The 15276-nt window shown below is 45.9% G+C and carries 16 protein-coding genes; 11 read left to right on the top strand and 5 right to left on the bottom strand.

From position 1 onward, the window contains the following. Positions 1–165 precede the first annotated feature (165 nt). Positions 166–501: a hypothetical protein gene (locus tag IPJ71_14355; GenBank protein ID MBK7844844.1), complete on the bottom strand. Its 336-nt coding sequence runs from the start codon at positions 499–501 to the stop codon at positions 166–168. 106 nt (positions 502–607) lie between these two features. Here IPJ71_14355 and IPJ71_14350 point away from each other — a divergent pair, with 106 nt between their 5' ends. Genes IPJ71_14350 through IPJ71_14340 form a run of 3 tightly spaced genes read left to right on the top strand, consistent with a single transcriptional unit; the run spans position 608 to position 2246 of the window. Further along, positions 608–1111 carry a sigma-70 family RNA polymerase sigma factor gene (locus tag IPJ71_14350; GenBank protein MBK7844843.1) on the top strand — a complete coding sequence of 168 codons (504 nt, stop codon included), beginning with the start codon at positions 608–610 and terminating at the stop codon, positions 1109–1111. Then, positions 1108–1380 (top strand): hypothetical protein, encoded by a 273-nt coding sequence (locus tag IPJ71_14345; GenBank protein MBK7844842.1) that lies wholly within the window; start codon positions 1108–1110, stop codon positions 1378–1380. The genes IPJ71_14350 and IPJ71_14345 overlap by 4 nt, the downstream gene beginning before the upstream one ends. A 14-nt stretch (positions 1381–1394) precedes the next feature. Then, positions 1395–2246 carry a hypothetical protein gene (locus IPJ71_14340; GenBank protein MBK7844841.1) on the top strand — a complete coding sequence of 284 codons (852 nt, stop codon included), beginning with the start codon at positions 1395–1397 and terminating at the stop codon, positions 2244–2246. A gap of 778 nt (positions 2247–3024) precedes the next feature. Here the strand turns inward: IPJ71_14340 and IPJ71_14335 are convergent. Further along, on the bottom strand, positions 3025–3408 hold the full coding sequence (locus tag IPJ71_14335) for a hypothetical protein (GenBank protein MBK7844840.1): 384 nt from the start codon (positions 3406–3408) through the stop codon (positions 3025–3027). Between the two features lie 112 nt (positions 3409–3520). After that, positions 3521–5848 (bottom strand): transglycosylase domain-containing protein, encoded by a 2328-nt coding sequence (locus IPJ71_14330; protein MBK7844839.1) that lies wholly within the window; start codon positions 5846–5848, stop codon positions 3521–3523. A gap of 58 nt (positions 5849–5906) precedes the next feature. Between IPJ71_14330 and IPJ71_14325 the strand changes: the two genes are divergently transcribed. The 6 genes from IPJ71_14325 to IPJ71_14300 all read left to right on the top strand — a co-directional run bounded on the left by IPJ71_14325 (position 5907) and on the right by IPJ71_14300 (position 9454). Next, entirely contained in the window at positions 5907–6185 is a 279-nt protein-coding gene (locus IPJ71_14325; protein ID MBK7844838.1) for a DUF507 family protein, read from the top strand. Continuing rightward, positions 6182–6454, top strand: coding sequence for a DUF507 family protein (locus tag IPJ71_14320; protein ID MBK7844837.1), 273 nt, complete (start codon positions 6182–6184; stop codon positions 6452–6454). Before IPJ71_14325 ends, IPJ71_14320 begins: the two co-directional genes overlap by 4 nt. Positions 6455–6497: 43 nt before the next feature. After that, a complete protein-coding gene (locus IPJ71_14315) occupies positions 6498–7100 on the top strand; it encodes a co-chaperone GroES (GenBank protein ID MBK7844836.1) in 603 nt (200 codons plus the stop codon). Between the two features lie 71 nt (positions 7101–7171). Further along, positions 7172–8251, top strand: a complete 1080-nt coding sequence (locus IPJ71_14310) for a hypothetical protein (GenBank protein ID MBK7844835.1) — start codon at positions 7172–7174, stop codon at positions 8249–8251. Positions 8252–8259: 8 nt separating this feature from the next. Next, positions 8260–8610 (top strand): hypothetical protein, encoded by a 351-nt coding sequence (locus tag IPJ71_14305; GenBank protein ID MBK7844834.1) that lies wholly within the window; start codon positions 8260–8262, stop codon positions 8608–8610. 184 nt (positions 8611–8794) lie between these two features. After that, positions 8795–9454, top strand: a complete 660-nt coding sequence (locus IPJ71_14300) for a hypothetical protein (protein ID MBK7844833.1) — start codon at positions 8795–8797, stop codon at positions 9452–9454. 16 nt (positions 9455–9470) lie between these two features. On the opposite strand, the gene IPJ71_14295 is transcribed toward IPJ71_14300, so the two are convergent. Then, positions 9471–10790 carry a hypothetical protein gene (locus IPJ71_14295; protein ID MBK7844832.1) on the bottom strand — a complete coding sequence of 440 codons (1320 nt, stop codon included), beginning with the start codon at positions 10788–10790 and terminating at the stop codon, positions 9471–9473. Positions 10791–11119: 329 nt separating this feature from the next. Here IPJ71_14295 and IPJ71_14290 point away from each other — a divergent pair, with 329 nt between their 5' ends. After that, a complete protein-coding gene (locus IPJ71_14290) occupies positions 11120–12394 on the top strand; it encodes a KamA family radical SAM protein (GenBank protein ID MBK7844831.1) in 1275 nt (424 codons plus the stop codon). After that, positions 12339–12908: a YiiD C-terminal domain-containing protein gene (locus IPJ71_14285; GenBank protein MBK7844830.1), complete on the top strand. Its 570-nt coding sequence runs from the start codon at positions 12339–12341 to the stop codon at positions 12906–12908. Before IPJ71_14290 ends, IPJ71_14285 begins: the two co-directional genes overlap by 56 nt. Here IPJ71_14285 and IPJ71_14280 read toward each other — a convergent pair. After that, the gene (locus IPJ71_14280) at positions 12891–15161 is read right to left on the bottom strand and encodes a UvrD-helicase domain-containing protein (protein MBK7844829.1); all 2271 of its coding nucleotides are present in this window, start codon (positions 15159–15161) and stop codon (positions 12891–12893) included. The two genes, IPJ71_14285 and IPJ71_14280, sit on opposite strands and share 18 nt — an antisense overlap. Positions 15162–15276 lie beyond the last annotated feature (115 nt).

Below are 15276 nucleotides of genomic sequence, written 5' to 3'. Positions count from 1 at the left end.
TGTCGTCATTGCAAAAATGTATTCGATAGCTATGGGGAGAGAGAATGAACCGAAGCAAAAAACCTTCCGGCCTGATGATGGGCGGGCCGGTCGTTTGTGGACTGATCATCACCCTTCGAGGTCCCGTGCGATGTCTTGAAATGACATTTTCGAATTGTTGCGGAGCTAAACGATGAGCCGGCAGATTTTCAATTTGGCATTGTTCGGGACCATTCGCCTATCTTTTTTCGAGAAGCCGTATGGGGCGTAGGAAAGGCAGTAATTATCCGGGTTGACGAGTCGGCCTTTGTTGGTGCCAAGGCGAATGCCTTCTCGTTTCGGCTGATTGAGTGCCGTCTGTTTCGGAATTTCGAGTTTCTCGCCGATCTGCGCAGCGGAAAGGCCTTGGTTGAGGAAAAGATCGCTGTAGTTGACGGTGTTTTTCCAGTAGCACTTCTGGAAAAACTCTATTGAATCCAGGTGCGTAAGTGCTACCGGGAAGTGGTTCGTGTCACGTCTCATCGAGTCCACAATTTAGGTAAGTTATTGAAATTATTTATGTTTTTTAACTTTAAACGGTCTCAATTATTTTTGCAACTTATTGCGAGTTCCAAATCACTTACTCCGCATGAGTGATGAGGAATGGATAGTTCTAGTTCAGAAATTGGGGCCAAAACTTTATCGGTTTTTTCTTTCCCAAAATTCAAAAGCGCATGCTGAAGAATCCGTTCAAGAGGTGTTTGCGCGCCTATTGGATAAATTCAGTAGCGCGGCCTTTAGAAGCGAACTTGGAAGCGTAGAGGCTTTCGCTTGGGGAATCGCGGTCAATCTCCGAAAAGAAGCGCGACGGAAACTGCGATTTGTTGAAACTCTTGTCGATGATGAATGTCCAAATCAAGCAGTCGACCCTGCAACTAAAAATGATGATCTTTCTGCGGACTTAATCGCGATGAAAAAGGCGATCAGCGATTTGGGTGAGCCCGAAAAGACAATTCTTCAATGTTTATTGGCCGACATGAAAATCTCAGAGATCAGTTCGGCACTTGCGATGCCCGAAGGAACAATTAAAAGCCATATCCATCGAGCGAAAGAGAATGTTAGATTCAAGATGAAAAGATGGGGAGTGTTATGACCGATCAAGACGAAAAGCTTGAACAATTGATTAAACAATTTCAAGCGATAGAGCCAACTTCGGAACAATCGTTGAAATGGTTTCTGGCCATTCAGCAAAAAAAGAACAACCGACGTAATTTTTATCGTCTGTCTCTAAGTTTCGCAGCAGGGCTTGCAATAGGAATTATCGTCACCGGATTTTTCTTGAAAATGGGCCAACAACAAAATCAAGAAGAATTTTCTGCAACTTTAGCCATGGTTTCCGTCAAGAACCTTGCAGGCAACTAAGCAAAGGAGCTTTTGTGAAGAATCTAATTTTCATTTTTTTGATATTGATTGGAGCCGTGGCGCGGGCAAAGGATGTCATTTCGGCCGATGAATTGCGCCCGCAAGTTATCCTCCAGGTTCAAACATTCACAACCGACCAAAGCGGGAGACAAATTGAGTACATCAGCTCAAGCCAGAGCAGATATTCCCTACAGGTAAAGCGAGGCGATATTTCCAGCGTTTACATGGACAATCCTAAGGACTTTTCAGCCGTAAGACTCGATTTCACTTTCAAAATAAATGCTGACAAGAGCATGAGCCTCGCGATTACCCAATATGCCTCCGTTGAATTTGACACGAGCACGGGCAAAGTGACCAAAGAAGGAAAAGGTCGATCAGAGACATTCACTTTGTCTGATTTTGGAAGCGTGTCGTGGGTGAGTGAGTCGACATCTGCTGGCCGAGTAGTCACTCGTTTTACGCCGCTCATTTCAGATGAAAGTGCCGCGATGAAATTGACTTACACGCCTATGTCTCTTGTAAACGTCATCATTACAGATAACGCGGGACGAGTGTGGACTGAGGGTTCTTCCGCGGATGGTGAGGTTATTACATTTCAAACCCATCAAGGAACACTTTATGTGAGCTTTACCGAATTCAAGGGCGCCAAAGAAATCGGTAAAGCGAAAGGCGGGGTCGTCGAGTTGAATCTAACTGAAAAATTGAATGTTCGAATTCGCAGCGAGAAATCGGTCCTTGGGGAAGGAATCTCTGCAAAGGTATTTGGCGCTTATGTTCCTTCGGATAAATCTCCGTCAAGAACTGCCTCATCGGTGGGAGCAATGCCGGCCAGTGAAGCGATTAAGAGGATCTCTTCAGGAAAGTGAGCAACGTACCTTTACTGACTTGATGTCCGGGCCAATATTTTCCCGATGGTCGCGCCATACCACTTGGTGCCCCCTCGTGACGGAGGCACTCGCCGCGCAGTTAAGCGATTCGCGATGCGCTCATTGGACCAACCGCGATTATTCTAACGATGTATCTGCGAGATTATTTTCTGCTCCCGAACATGCGACACTCGTCTTCCGAATTTGAGTTTGAATCCGTTTGGAATGTGACCGCCAACTGAAAGATCAAATGAGGTGACGCCATACTTCCTCTTCAGAGAGCCTTTAGGCTTCAAATGGTGGGTGGCCCTTTGCTTTGCCGGCAAACGTCATTTTCCTTGTAAGGTGTATGACCGAAAACGTCACCAAGGAGGACTCCACATATGCTCGTGATCCTTGGTGAGTCGAGGTTCGATTCTCGTTGCGTCTGGAATTGGTTCCTTTTGGAGAATGAAGTCTTGATTGTGAAAGAACTTTAAGATGTACTCGACTTTTTAATAAAAGGAGAGTTTATGACCAAGTCAAAAAATCTAGTATTTTTCATTACAGTCAATTTTTTCATCTTATTTTTAACCGCCTCATGTGGGCATTTTGGTCACCACTCTTGCGGGAAAGACCGTGGGACAGAGAACTCAAAGTCCATGAGCTGTGAGAAGTGTGGAAACAAAGATAAGTGTTCAGAAAAATCAGAGAAAGAAAAGTGTTCGGAAAATGAAAAGTGTGGAGAGAAAGAAAAATCTTCGAAGTGAGTTATCATAGAGCGGCCAATGACGAGCTGTCATTGGCCCTCTTCGTCGGCAGTCGTCGTTTCTGATTCCTGTTCAAGGCATTTGACGGGGATATAGATGGATTTTCTCCTGATAAATCCTCGCATCCATTGTGAATCGAGGCCTTCCAGCCAGATCTTAGTGCCGGCTTTGAGATTTCCTGCCGCGGGTTCGAGAGGATTTGGATAAAAATAGTAAGGGCAAGGATTTTTCAGGGTCCTGCTTCCTGCGTTCAGCGAAGCGGGCCCCCGCTTTTTAGGGAGTCGCCTTGGGATCGCCTGAACCACAACAGGTCTTGGTGTGGACTCGTTGCCGATAGTTTCTTTTTTGAGCGAGAGTCCCTTGAGTTTGCGTGAGGAGTGTTCTTGGGACCATGCAGAAGGTTCACATTTCACAAAAGTAATTATAACAAGTAAGTAAATCTTGAGGTGGAACACAAATATCTTATCGGAGGAAAGAAGCCTTGTCCTTAAATCATCAAGAATCCATCCAAGAAAATTGGGAGAACTAGAAACCCGGCTGTTCCCCCGTTCGGAAGACCAGGGTAAATTCCGTGAAGGGAAGGTCTTCGGGGTACTTGAGGAGTGAATTGTATTTCATAACCGAAAGGGGGTAGAGAACGGTTCCTTCGGGCCAGTCAAAATCCCGCTGAGGTCTTCGTTGTGATTCGGATTTCATGAATTCTGCCCAAATGGGCAAGGCACCTGATGCACCGGTGAGGCCATGGGGAGTGTTGTCGTCGTATCCGACCCAAACAACAGTGACAATCTCAGGTGTAAAACCAGCGAACCAGGCGTCTTTTGTGTCGCTGGTCGTGCCTGTTTTGCCCGCAGCAGGATAATTAAAACCTTGGGTTGCAAGAGACCGGGCAGTTCCTGCTAAGACAGTTTGCTTCATCATTCCAATGAGAACCGCGGTAACTTCTGGAGCAAATCTCTGCTCAGGCCGATGACTTGGTTCGTAAAGGATTGTGCCCTTGAGATCTTCGACACGCCGGATTTGGCTGATAGGTTTGTAACTTCCCATGCGTGCCAACGTAAGATAGCTTTCAGCCACCTCCATTGGATAAAGCTCGAAGGCCCCGAGGGTCAGAGAGGGCACCAGGGACATCGGAGATTTTATTCCTGCACGACGAGCGACGTCGAGGATTGTTCCTAGACCTAAATCAAGGCCTAGTTTTGCGGTCGCCGAGTTAATTGAGTTTTTTAAGGCTGCAAACAGTGGGATTGTTCCAAGAAATTTCTTGTCGTAGTTTTCTGGAGACCACTTTTGCCCTCCTTGCTTATAGACAAAAGCCTCATCGAGAACGGGAGTAAGTGGGTTGTAAAATTCTCCTTCAAGGGTGCGCGATTCCAGTGCCGCCAAATAGACAAATGGCTTCATGATGGAGCCCACTTGTCGGTGCCCATCGATCGCTCGATTGAACTGCGTCCTTTTGTAGCTTCGTCCGCCAACGAGAGCCATGATTTCTCCGCTGGCGACGTCCACCGAAATCAAAGTGGCTTGGAGCTCTTTGCCCTTGGCCTTGAGCTGAGCGAGTGATTTGAAGTCCCTTTCCAGTCTTTCGATTTGTTGCCCAATGGTCTGTTGAGCTTTTTCCTGAGATTTTTCGTCAAGAGTCGTGAAGATTCTTAGGCCACTACTTGAGTCAATTTGAAGGGATTGTATTTCTCGCTCGACGGATTGGACAAAATAGGGAGCGGGATCGGTCAAAGAACGTGGAGGTCGCTCAGGAAGGGGGAATTCGTTGGCTTGCTTAGTTTGATCCTGGTTAATCATCTTCATTTCGAGCATGCGGTCTAATACTTTTTGACGGCGCTTCATCGCATTTTGGCTGGACGCAAAAGGACTGTATCTTCCAGGACTGTTAACCATTGCTGAGAGCAGGGCACATTCTGAAAGGTTTAAGTCGCTCGTTGACTTTTGGAAATAATGTTGAGCGGCGGCACCAAATCCCATGATTTGAAATGGACCGTTTTGTCCCATGTAAACAGCATTCAGATAGTTGACAAGTATCTTATCTTTTTCAATACGGGTCTCGAGCAATATTGCCATGATCAATTCAGTTATTTTTCTCTTCAAAGTTTTTTGGCTATTCAAAAAATAAATTTTAATCAGTTGCTGGGTGATTGTTGAGCCTCCCTGTGCATAGCGCCCTTGCACGAGATTTTTTGTCAATGCTCGAAATAGCCCCGACGGGCTTATGCCTCGGTGTTCCAGAAAATCACTGTCTTCTATTGCGGTGATACCCTGCAGACAGTAGAGGGGAACTTCGCCAATTTGAACGATTTGGCGAAGGATAGGTTCGCCTGCGTAGAATTCTGCAAACAAGTGTGAATCAAGTTCAAGGCTATCCTTCATGGATATCGGGTTTCCTCCAAAGATAGAAAGGACAGAGCCTTCGCCAGAAAAAACAACAACTGAGAGGGGGAGACCTGACTGGTATGGGTAAAATTGGGGAGACTTGGTTTTGAAAACAAATGTGACGCAAACGCTCGCATCTGAAGGAATCGTCTGATTTAATTGGAGCTGGCATTGATCCTTGTTCCAGATTGCAAAGTCACCAGAGAAGAGTCTCAGGTCGGGATCTCGTTGACGCATTCCAAATTTTACGAGGTATTGAGTCAATTCCTCGGGGGAAAGCAATTGGCCGCGTTTGATCTGAGTGGGAGCCGAATAAATTTCGACGGGGGGTGCAAACCAGGAACCCTCTATTCGCCCACGTAACTCATTATCAAGTTTAACTACCCACAGGATAATGGATGCGAAAAGGAGAATGATCCCTAGGAGTGGAACAATGAGGAACTTTTTATAACGAGAAGAAATAGTAAACAAAGTAATTCCCTAGAAGTTATTATTGACAATAGGTCCAGGGATTCGTTTAGTCAAAGTTATGAAAATGACAGACAAACAAATGGGCCGTTTGGCTAAACTCATCATAGATAAATTAATTGAGCAGAAGGTACTTGTCTTAAAGGAAACTGAGGAGAAGGTTCGACAACGGGCCCTGGATATTTTAAAGTCCGATTTCGCAAGAGAGAGGTCCTTAGATATTGAAGTCAACAAGATGATAGATGATCTTGAAAGGCAAAATCCGGGAAGTTTTCAGCGCTTCAAGATGTTTACTTTACTCAAGAAGAGACTCGCTAAAGAGAAAGGGATCGTCTTGTGACTATTTCGGAGGAAAGGCAATCTCACCTTGCACGCATTGTGGTTGATGGCATTTGGAATGATGACATGGTTGACTACACGGACGAGGACAAAGCGATGCGCGTTGGCAAGCAGGCGGTCTCGGCCTTTGTTGCAGAGCTTGAGGCGCTCGACATTTTTGCTCGAGAAAAGGTGAATAGTTTAAAAAGAGGCGTTCAAGAGGGAAGTCCCGAATGGGACGTGTTATACAGTAAATACTTCCAAGAGGAGATGAAGAGACGTGGCAACTAGAAAATCTCAAAACAAAAAAACTGCAACTAAAGCAGAAAAAAAGATGCTCACTTCTGCTAAGAAGTTGGCCAAGGAAAAGAAATCAATTAAATCCGCTCCCGTGAAGAAATCATCTAAGGGCAAGGCTGTTGCAAAGGCGAAGGCCGTTCCAGCAAAGAAGGCGGCGAAAAAAGGGGCGGGCAAAACCAAGCCTGTTGTAGCAATCAAAGCTTCGGCTAAGAAAAAAACAGTTCACGCGGTTCCTAAACCAAAGGTAAAGGAAGTTGTAAAATCTCGATCGAGCTCATTTGTTCTGAAGGCGACGGAAAAAAAGCAAAATTCAGCAGGCAGTTCAAGAAAATTACAAAATTGGTCGCTCGTTTTTTCACCATTAGATGATCGTTTGGTTGTTCAGCCAGTTGAAGCAGCCACTGTCACGGCTGGAGGGATTATTATTCCAGATTCTGTTAATGAGAAGCCTCAGATGGGCACTGTTGTGGCTGTGGGGAGAGGACATCGGAGCGCAAAAGGTCGAGTCAGACCGGTGGATGTTAAAGTTGGAGATCGCGTCCTATTTCCAAAGTATGCGGGAGACCAAATTGAAGTAGACGGTCAGAAATTGCTGATTTTACGCGAGGGAGATGTTCTCGGAGTGACCAACGCCTGACAGCCACTCTGTTAGTTTTCGTGGCTTCCTGGCGCATTGGAGGGAGCCCATTCATACGAGGTAGAGTAGATATGATACGCAAAGCACTTCTGGTATTTATTGGGCTATTTGGTACAACTGGGATCCTTTGTTCTGCGGGGGCTGTAGATCTTGATTGGACCGGCATTTATCGGATCGAGGGCTATCATTTGGTGAATTCCGAACTCTCTGGCAGCAACAGAGAACAGGGATACGGTTTGCATCATTTGGTTCTGAAACCGAAAATTGTTGCCGGCGATGGTCTCACTATTTATGGTCGCTTTGATTTGTTCAATTCAGACGCGGGGACTCTCACCAGTAACTCGCAAGCAGGCCAATTTTTTGGTAGTGGACTTGGAGATGGCACTCCTTCAAACGTGAATGATTCCAATGTATTGTCTCAAAGGCAAAAGGCTCAATCTCTTGAGGTGACCCAACTGTACTTAACTTATGTTCAGGAGCATGGTGCTCTGATTGCAGGAAGAGCGCCCGTGCATTTTGGCTTAGGGATGACGTACAATTCCGGGAATGGTCTTTTTGATCATTGGTATGACACTCGCGATTTAATTGGATACAAAATTATGATGGGTAATTTTTATCTTTTGCCTATGTTGGCCAAAATCAATGAGGGGACTGTCAGCCGTAGCGATGACGTCACGGAGTATTTGATTCAACTTCAATACGAAAATCCTGAAACTGATCTGGAAATGGGTATTTTTCATCAAGTGCGCACCTCGAACGAGAGCGGAAGTGATGCTCCCTTGGGGACAAGTCCAGGAGAGAACTTGGGAGGGGCTGCTACCGGTCGCGATAAAGTAGATCTTCAGAACACGAGTCTTTATGTTGTTCGCGACCGCGAGAGCATGAGAGTGGGGGTTGAGGTGAGTTTTCAGGGAGGAAGATTAGGGGTTCGAGCTGCTGATGGTGAAAGGACTTCGGTTTCAGCCTTTGGAATAGCTGGGGAGTTTGAATACCGGCCTGATTCCAAGAATCTGAGATATGGCATTAAAGCCGGTATTGCCAGTGGGGATGATCCTAGCACCGATTCCAAATATGAGGGTTTCGTTTTTAACAAGAATTATGACGTGGCTATTTTGTTATTTAACCATCCTCTCGGAAGAGAGACTTTTTAAGAACGACTTTGTCTGGCTCAGGCGCAGGCGCAGATCCTACTCTCCAAGGGGTTGATACAGAAGCCATCAGCAACGTCGTTTATTTTGCTCCTTACCTCCAATATAAAATAGATGAGAAATGGGAATTGGCATCCTCAGTCGTAACCGGGTATCTCAATCGAGATCCACTCCTCAATGTGGAGGTGGAATCTGATTTGGGCTACGAATTGGATTTTAAATTGAGCTATGCTCTTAAAAAAGGAGTCGTCTGGCAGACAGGTCTTGGTCTTTTAATGCCAGGCAAAGCTTTTGAGGGGGATGGAACTCTTGATTCAAAATTTAGTTATGGAATGTCAACAAAGGCCGCCATCAGCTTTTAATTATATCCGTCTTTGAATACAGCTGAGATGAACAACTGAGTAATTCGTCCTGAAAATATCTTATGGGTCGATGGTGGATGGTCCAGGGGGAAACCCCTGGATTTTTTATTTTCCATTGAAAAACCAGGTCAATACCTCAGGCAAATAGTGACAAAAGAGATCCCTGCAAAGGAGAATCAACAAGATGTTCAATTCACGCATTTGTTATCGATTTTATTTGAGCACTCTCATTTTGATATTTAGTCACATATTGTGGCCGGTCATTTGGAATCAAGCTCATTCTGAAGAAAATGTCGGATTTGCAACCGTTCAAGAGACGTTTGGAGGCAGAAAATCCTCGCAGGGAAAATGGGTCGATCTTCAGACTTATATTCCTCAAAACCAGGAGTACTTCCTTGATATTGGTTCGATGTGGGAGAGAAAAAATATGTATTGGCTGGGAGGAGAGCTAGGGTTTCATGTGGGCAGATGCCTATTTTCATTGAGCCAAAGCTGTCAGCAATATCTCGATATTTTGGGCGGAGTAGGGGGAGCTGAGGGAGTGACGATTGGGCTTGGTCTGGCCTCACTTCGTTGGCAATTTGTTAATTTTCCCTCTCAGGTATCTCCTCTGGGAAGAATTTTCGTAGGTGTAATCAACCTTCATGATGAGGATCGCAAGGAGAAGAGGCTCGCTGGAGGAATCGGCTATGGACTCACCACAACGGTTCACCCAAAAATGGACTTAAAATTTGAAGTGAGAGCCGGCTTTGGCCATCGGGGTGAAGTATGGGGCCAGGCCTTTGTGGCTCTCGGATTGAAACTCGATTCTTGGGTCGACTATTTTACTGTGAGCCGAAACTAAGAGGGGGCGCTGAGTTTCAGTGCCCACTCACAGACTGACCTAGCTGTGGAATTCCCCCTACCGATGATGTTGCACCTCTACTGCCAATGGAAGAGTTCCGATCATAGAGGGGAGTGCGTGATCCATTTGCATCTCCTCCGCGCCAAAATTGTCCTTGCGAGCCTCCTAAATAACCTGTGCCAGCTGAGGCCGATTGGGCTCTTCCTCGCGCCAACCTCCCCTCAATGTTAAAGCTCTGACTTTGGAAATCAGATCCATTGGAATATTCTCTGTTACCGATGAGGGCCGTGCGTGGATCTTTGAGGACAAGGTCCATATTGTGTTGAAGCTCATTTTGCCAAAAAGTGAATTCATCACTTCCGTAAAAGGAATTTCCAAATCGAGCCGTGTCCGCCTTAAACCCTTGATCGAGTTGTTTCATTTTTCCTAAGGATATCTGCATTTGTATAGGGTTACGTGTTGTCAGGTAGTTTTGGAGTGCTTGCGGATACTGCTCGTTATAATACGAGCCAGCCCTCATGGCACTCAATTGTGCTCTCATTGAGCGGGGCAAACTGCTGTCGCTATTCATGCTTCCTAAGAGCTCCTTCGCTCTGGCCATCTCGCTGGGATTCCCATTGGTTAAGAGGGCACGAAGATCTTCGCGAATTTCAGCAAATTCTCCTTCGGCTTCAGCTCCATCTTTAGATCCGAGTTTTTCTGCTCGGCAGCTCAGTCGGGCATATTCAGATCGAAATGGCTTTTCAGTATCTGGGTCGGCCTTGCAATCGGCGATTGCGCGTTCCAATTTTTCAAGTCTCTTTGCCTCTTTCTTTTCCTTTTCTTCTTCGGCTCGGGCTTCTTCGGCTTCTTTGCTTTTCAGTGATGCCTTTCTATCCAGCGTAGGATCAAATCTTTGCTGAATTTGCGCGACAACTGTTGCGACATCAGAAGTGTTCCCTCCGATATCAGCTGTCCTGAACGTGGCGCTGGCCTGGCAATTCATTCCGTAGCAGCCTTCCGCCTGAGCAGAGACCTGATAAACTTCCTCTTTTCCTTCATTTTTTCCTGTCCATGGATCTGTTTTCGCGATTTCTGCTTTAGTGATCCTCACATTCCACTGCTGATCTTCTGTCGTTCTTCCGGTTCTGACCCGAATTTGCCGGTTGTATGTCACAGACTTGGTCGCAGGATTCGCAACGATGGAGTCTGCAGCGTCAGAAGGAGTAGTGCTCGAGGCCATCTCGATGGTATTGGTGTTGTTGTCGAATACCTTTTGTACCCAGGACATATTGAGTGCCACCATCAGCACCAGGAGAACTTTGAGTCCCATGTGATTTTTGGATCGAGCCTTCATACAAAGAGACCTCCGTATCTACTTACCCATCAGAGGCAAGTAGCCTTCTGATCTTTGTCTTCCAAAAACTCGTCCAATTTTCTAAAGTAAAAGTAAGTCTCTGAATTCACATGGTATTTATTCATTTTGCTCCCCCAAGAGAGAGAGCCCGCAAATGCCCATCTCGTGACAGTTATTCTTTTTCGAGAAAAAAAGTTCGTTATTTCAGCCGGTTAGAGGTGTGCGATGTCGATACAGGCCCGGTGGCGAAAATGGGCTATCGTGGTAAGTGCCTAAAATTATGGGCAAATGATTTGTGAGTCTCCAGATTTCGGGCTAAGAGATGCGACATGAAGCTAGAGTTTAAACATCTCATTCCATTTCAGGGGATATCAAAAGAGGATTGGGAAAATCCCAATTGGCAGATGAGAAATTGCCTCACCACCTTGGCGGACTTCGAAAGCCGATTTGTCCTGTCCTCTCAAGAGAAAGAGGCTTTTATTGGTACGAGTGAGATATTTCAGATTCGGGCGACTCCCTACTATGCTCGATTGGCAGACACAATAAATCCACTTGATCCTATTCGTCGCATATTGATGCCTTTTCAGTCTGAATTGATACCTGGAAATCAGGCCATGCGTGATCCACTGGGAGAAAACTTAAATCGGCCCACCTCTCGAATCATTCATCGCTATCCCGACCGGGCTCTATTTTTGGTGACGGATTTTTGCAGCGTTTACTGCAGATACTGCACAAGAAAACACTTTACTGGCAAGGACCGCGCCTTTCCTTCTGCTTCAGAGTATGATGAGGCTTTGTCTTATATAAAGTCACGTCCGGGGATTCGGGAGGTGATACTCAGTGGCGGGGACCCTCTTACACTCAGCGATCTCAAACTGGAAAGAGTTCTTTCTGATTTGCGATCCATAGAGCATGTTGAGATCATTCGGATTGGATCACGAATGCCAGTGGTATGTCCCATGCGAATCACAAAACAATTGGCGCAAATGATGCGTCGATTTTCACCTGTCTTCTTTATGGCTCACTTTAACCATCCTCGGGAACTGACTGCTGAAGCAGCAGAGGCATTGGGATATCTTGTTGACCACGGTATTCCCGTCATGAATCAAATGGTTCTTTTGAACGGGGTAAACAATCATCCAGCTATCGTTCAGGCCTTGTCACGTCGTCTGCTCTATCTTCGCGTTAAGCCATATTATATGTTTCAGTGCGACCCTTCAGAGGGAACTGATCACTTGCGCACATCCGTTGAGAATTCACTGGAGATTCAACGGGAACTCTGGGGGAGATTGTCGGGATTGGCTTTGCCAAACCTTTCTCTCGATATCCCTGGGGGAGGTGGCAAGGTTGGATTGGTCCCCGACTTTGAGGTGGGCCGCTCAGTGAAGTCTCGTTCCTACAGAGGCTGGGATGGTGTGGAACAGGAGTACATAAGTCCGGATTTTTCGGAGATCTTGACCCCTGAGGATGTCAATCAGTACATTGCTGAATGGGCGGCCATTCGCAATGGTGTCTATGGCTCAGTCCCACACGACCGGAGGTTAAACGGTGAATCTCAATCAACAAATTCTGGGAATAAAAGAGAAGGTTCTGTCGAGCGTTGAAACCTATTGGGGCTTTGTTCCTCCAAGTCTCAAGGAGACCATTAGAATTAATGCCTTCACTATATGGAAAATTCCAATGATCGCATTTTTGTCTCCACGAGTCGTGGAAGTGACTGAAGATAAAATGACAGTTCGTATTCCGCTGAACTATCGAAGTAAGAATCACTTGGGTTCGATGTATTTTGGATCCATGGCGATAGGAGCGGATTTGGTTGTCGGGACGATGGCCCACAGGTACATCGAGAAGACCGGAAAGGATATTGAATTTCTTTTTAAGGACTTTAAGGCCGATTATCTTAAACGAGCTGAAGCCGATGTGTTTTTCACCTGCGAAAAAGGCAAAGAGATTTCTGACTTTGTGCAGAGGGTGGCCTCTAGTTTTGAGCGGATGAGTCTTCCCGTTGAAGTTTACGCGACAGTGCCTTCTCTTTTTGGAAGTGAGCCAATTGCCAAATTCACTCTCACACTTTCCCTAAAAAATCTTGAGTTGCCGAGCTCATCCAAGAATTTGTAACCGCGCGAATTTGACAACAAATTTTTTTGTAAATGAATTGTGGAAGAGAACAGATACTTTTTGGTTCTCTCCTTGTCCCTCAACCGCAAAGATCGAACCATCTCCGAATGTGGGATGTCGAACGCGGGTTCCCTTTGAGAGATTTTGATTTAAAAATTGATCGTCTGATTCATCATTGGTCGAAGGCCCATCATCGCTTGGAAAAGGGTCTGCAAGAGGGGAATGGCGGTGTCGCGGGAGATGGCCGCCGAATTTTTGACGAAATCGAGTCAGAAAATCAGAAGATGAACTCAAGCTTGAGGAGTTTTCCAGAAACTCGCTGGGAATTTCTGAAAGAAAGCGGCTCGGAGCGTGATTCTGTTCTTGCCCCCAGACTCGCCTGGAGCGCGCGTGGGTCAAAAATAACTTCTCGCGTGCTCTGGTGATTCCGACGTAGGCAAGACGTCTTTCTTCTTCCACGTCGTCGTCGCTTCCAGAACCAAAGCTACGCGAAGATGGAAAAAGTCCTTCTTCCATGCCGACAATAAACACGACAGGAAATTCGAGGCCTTTGGAAATATGCAGAGTCATGAGAGTCACTGAGTTGTCTTCGTCGGCCATCCTATCTACTTCAGAGACAAGGGCCATTTCCTCAAGGAAGTTTTGAAGCGAAGCTTCCTCCTCTCGCTCTTCTTCGAATTGGCGAATGGCATTGTCAAGTTCTTCCAGATTTTCGATTCTCGATTGTGATTCAGGAGTGTTTTCCTCTTTTAGCAGCAAGGCATATTTCGTGAGGTCAAGGACAAGGTGGTATGTTTCTGACACTTTCAGAGATTCCGCTCTCTCCTTTATCTCCTCGAGCAGGTGGGTGAAATTTTGCAATTTTTTAGTTGCCCCCGAATGAACGAGGCGGCGTTCCGCCACAATTTGAAGAGCCTCATAGAAGGAGATGTTTCTCGCAAGAGCCTCCTCCTCGATTCTGTCGACGGTGGTCCGCCCAATTCCTCTAGCGGGTACATTGATGATTCTTTTTAAAGCGACATCGTCTTTTGGATTGAGCGATAGCCTCAAGTAAGCAATGATGTCTTTTACTTCTTTGCGCGCGTAAAATTTGATTCCCCCAACCAGCTTATAGGGAACAGAATGTCCCCGTAGCAAATCCTCGAGAACCCTTGATTGAGCGTTGGTTCGATAGAAAATAGCAAAATCTCGAAATTGACGATCAGGACGCGCCTTCATGATCCCTTCAATTCGTTCGACGACATAGCGGGCTTCTTCGTATTCGTTGCGTTCTTCACGTAAGGTGATCTTGTCTCCTGAATCATTTTCAGTGAACAGAATCTTACCCTTGCGTTGCTGATTATTTTGAATCATAGAGCTGGCTGCGGCGACGATTGTTTTGGTTGATCGATAATTTTGTTCCAATTTAATGACTTGGGTCTCGGGAAAATCCTTTTCAAAACTCAAAATGTTGGTGATATCTGCTCCTCGCCAGCTATAGATACTTTGATCCTCATCACCCACGACACAGAGGTTTCTGTGTCCCTCGGCCAGCTGTTTGACCATCAAATACTGAATATGATTCGTATCCTGATATTCGTCGACGAGGATATACTGAAACTTCTCGCGGTAGTCGGCCAAAACTTGGGGAAACTGTGCAAATAGCAAATAAGTCTTCAGTAAGAGATCTCCAAAATCGAGAGCACTGGCCTTTTCCATTTCAGTTTCGTAGCGCTTGTACACCTCAAGAGATTTGTCATCCATGATAAAATGGCCGCGCTGTCCAATCTGTTGTGGCGTCAGCCCGAGCTGTTTTGCCTCATTTATTCTGGATTGGAAATTTTTTGGCGGATGGATTTTCTCATTGATGTTAAGGGCATTGAGGACTTTTTTTATCATGCTTTGTTGGTCAGAATCGTCATAAATTCCAAAAAATGCGGGATAGCCAAAGTGGTGAATTTCATTTCGTAAAATTCGGGCACAAATCGAGTGGAAAGTGCTGATCCACATAGGCTCAAAGACTGGAATACCGATTTTTTTGAGGAGCTGTACTGTACGGTGTTCCATTTCCCTTGCGGCCTTATTCGTAAAGGTGACAGCTAGAACCTGTTGGGGGCTTGCCTCGCCTGAAGCAATAAGCTGCGCTATACGATAGGTTAGAACTCTTGTCTTGCCCGATCCTGCACCAGCAAGAATCAAAAGGGGGCCTGCCGTGGCTTCTGCAGCCCTCTTCTGTGAAGGGTTTAATTGATGGAGAAATGTCTCTTGAATCATAGGGTTCCTCAGCTCTCAGATAGGTACCAAATACCTAAAAAAATTGGGAAATTTTTCTTGCGAAGGTGGTGTTTTCTCAGTATTATAGCGCGTCGCGTAATATTCGGTAAAGTCG

The organism is Bdellovibrionales bacterium, from assembly GCA_016714165.1.
GTDB lineage: Bacteria > Bdellovibrionota > Bdellovibrionia > Bdellovibrionales > UBA1609 > JADJVA01.
This window is presented reverse-complemented; position numbering and strand designations above follow the sequence as displayed.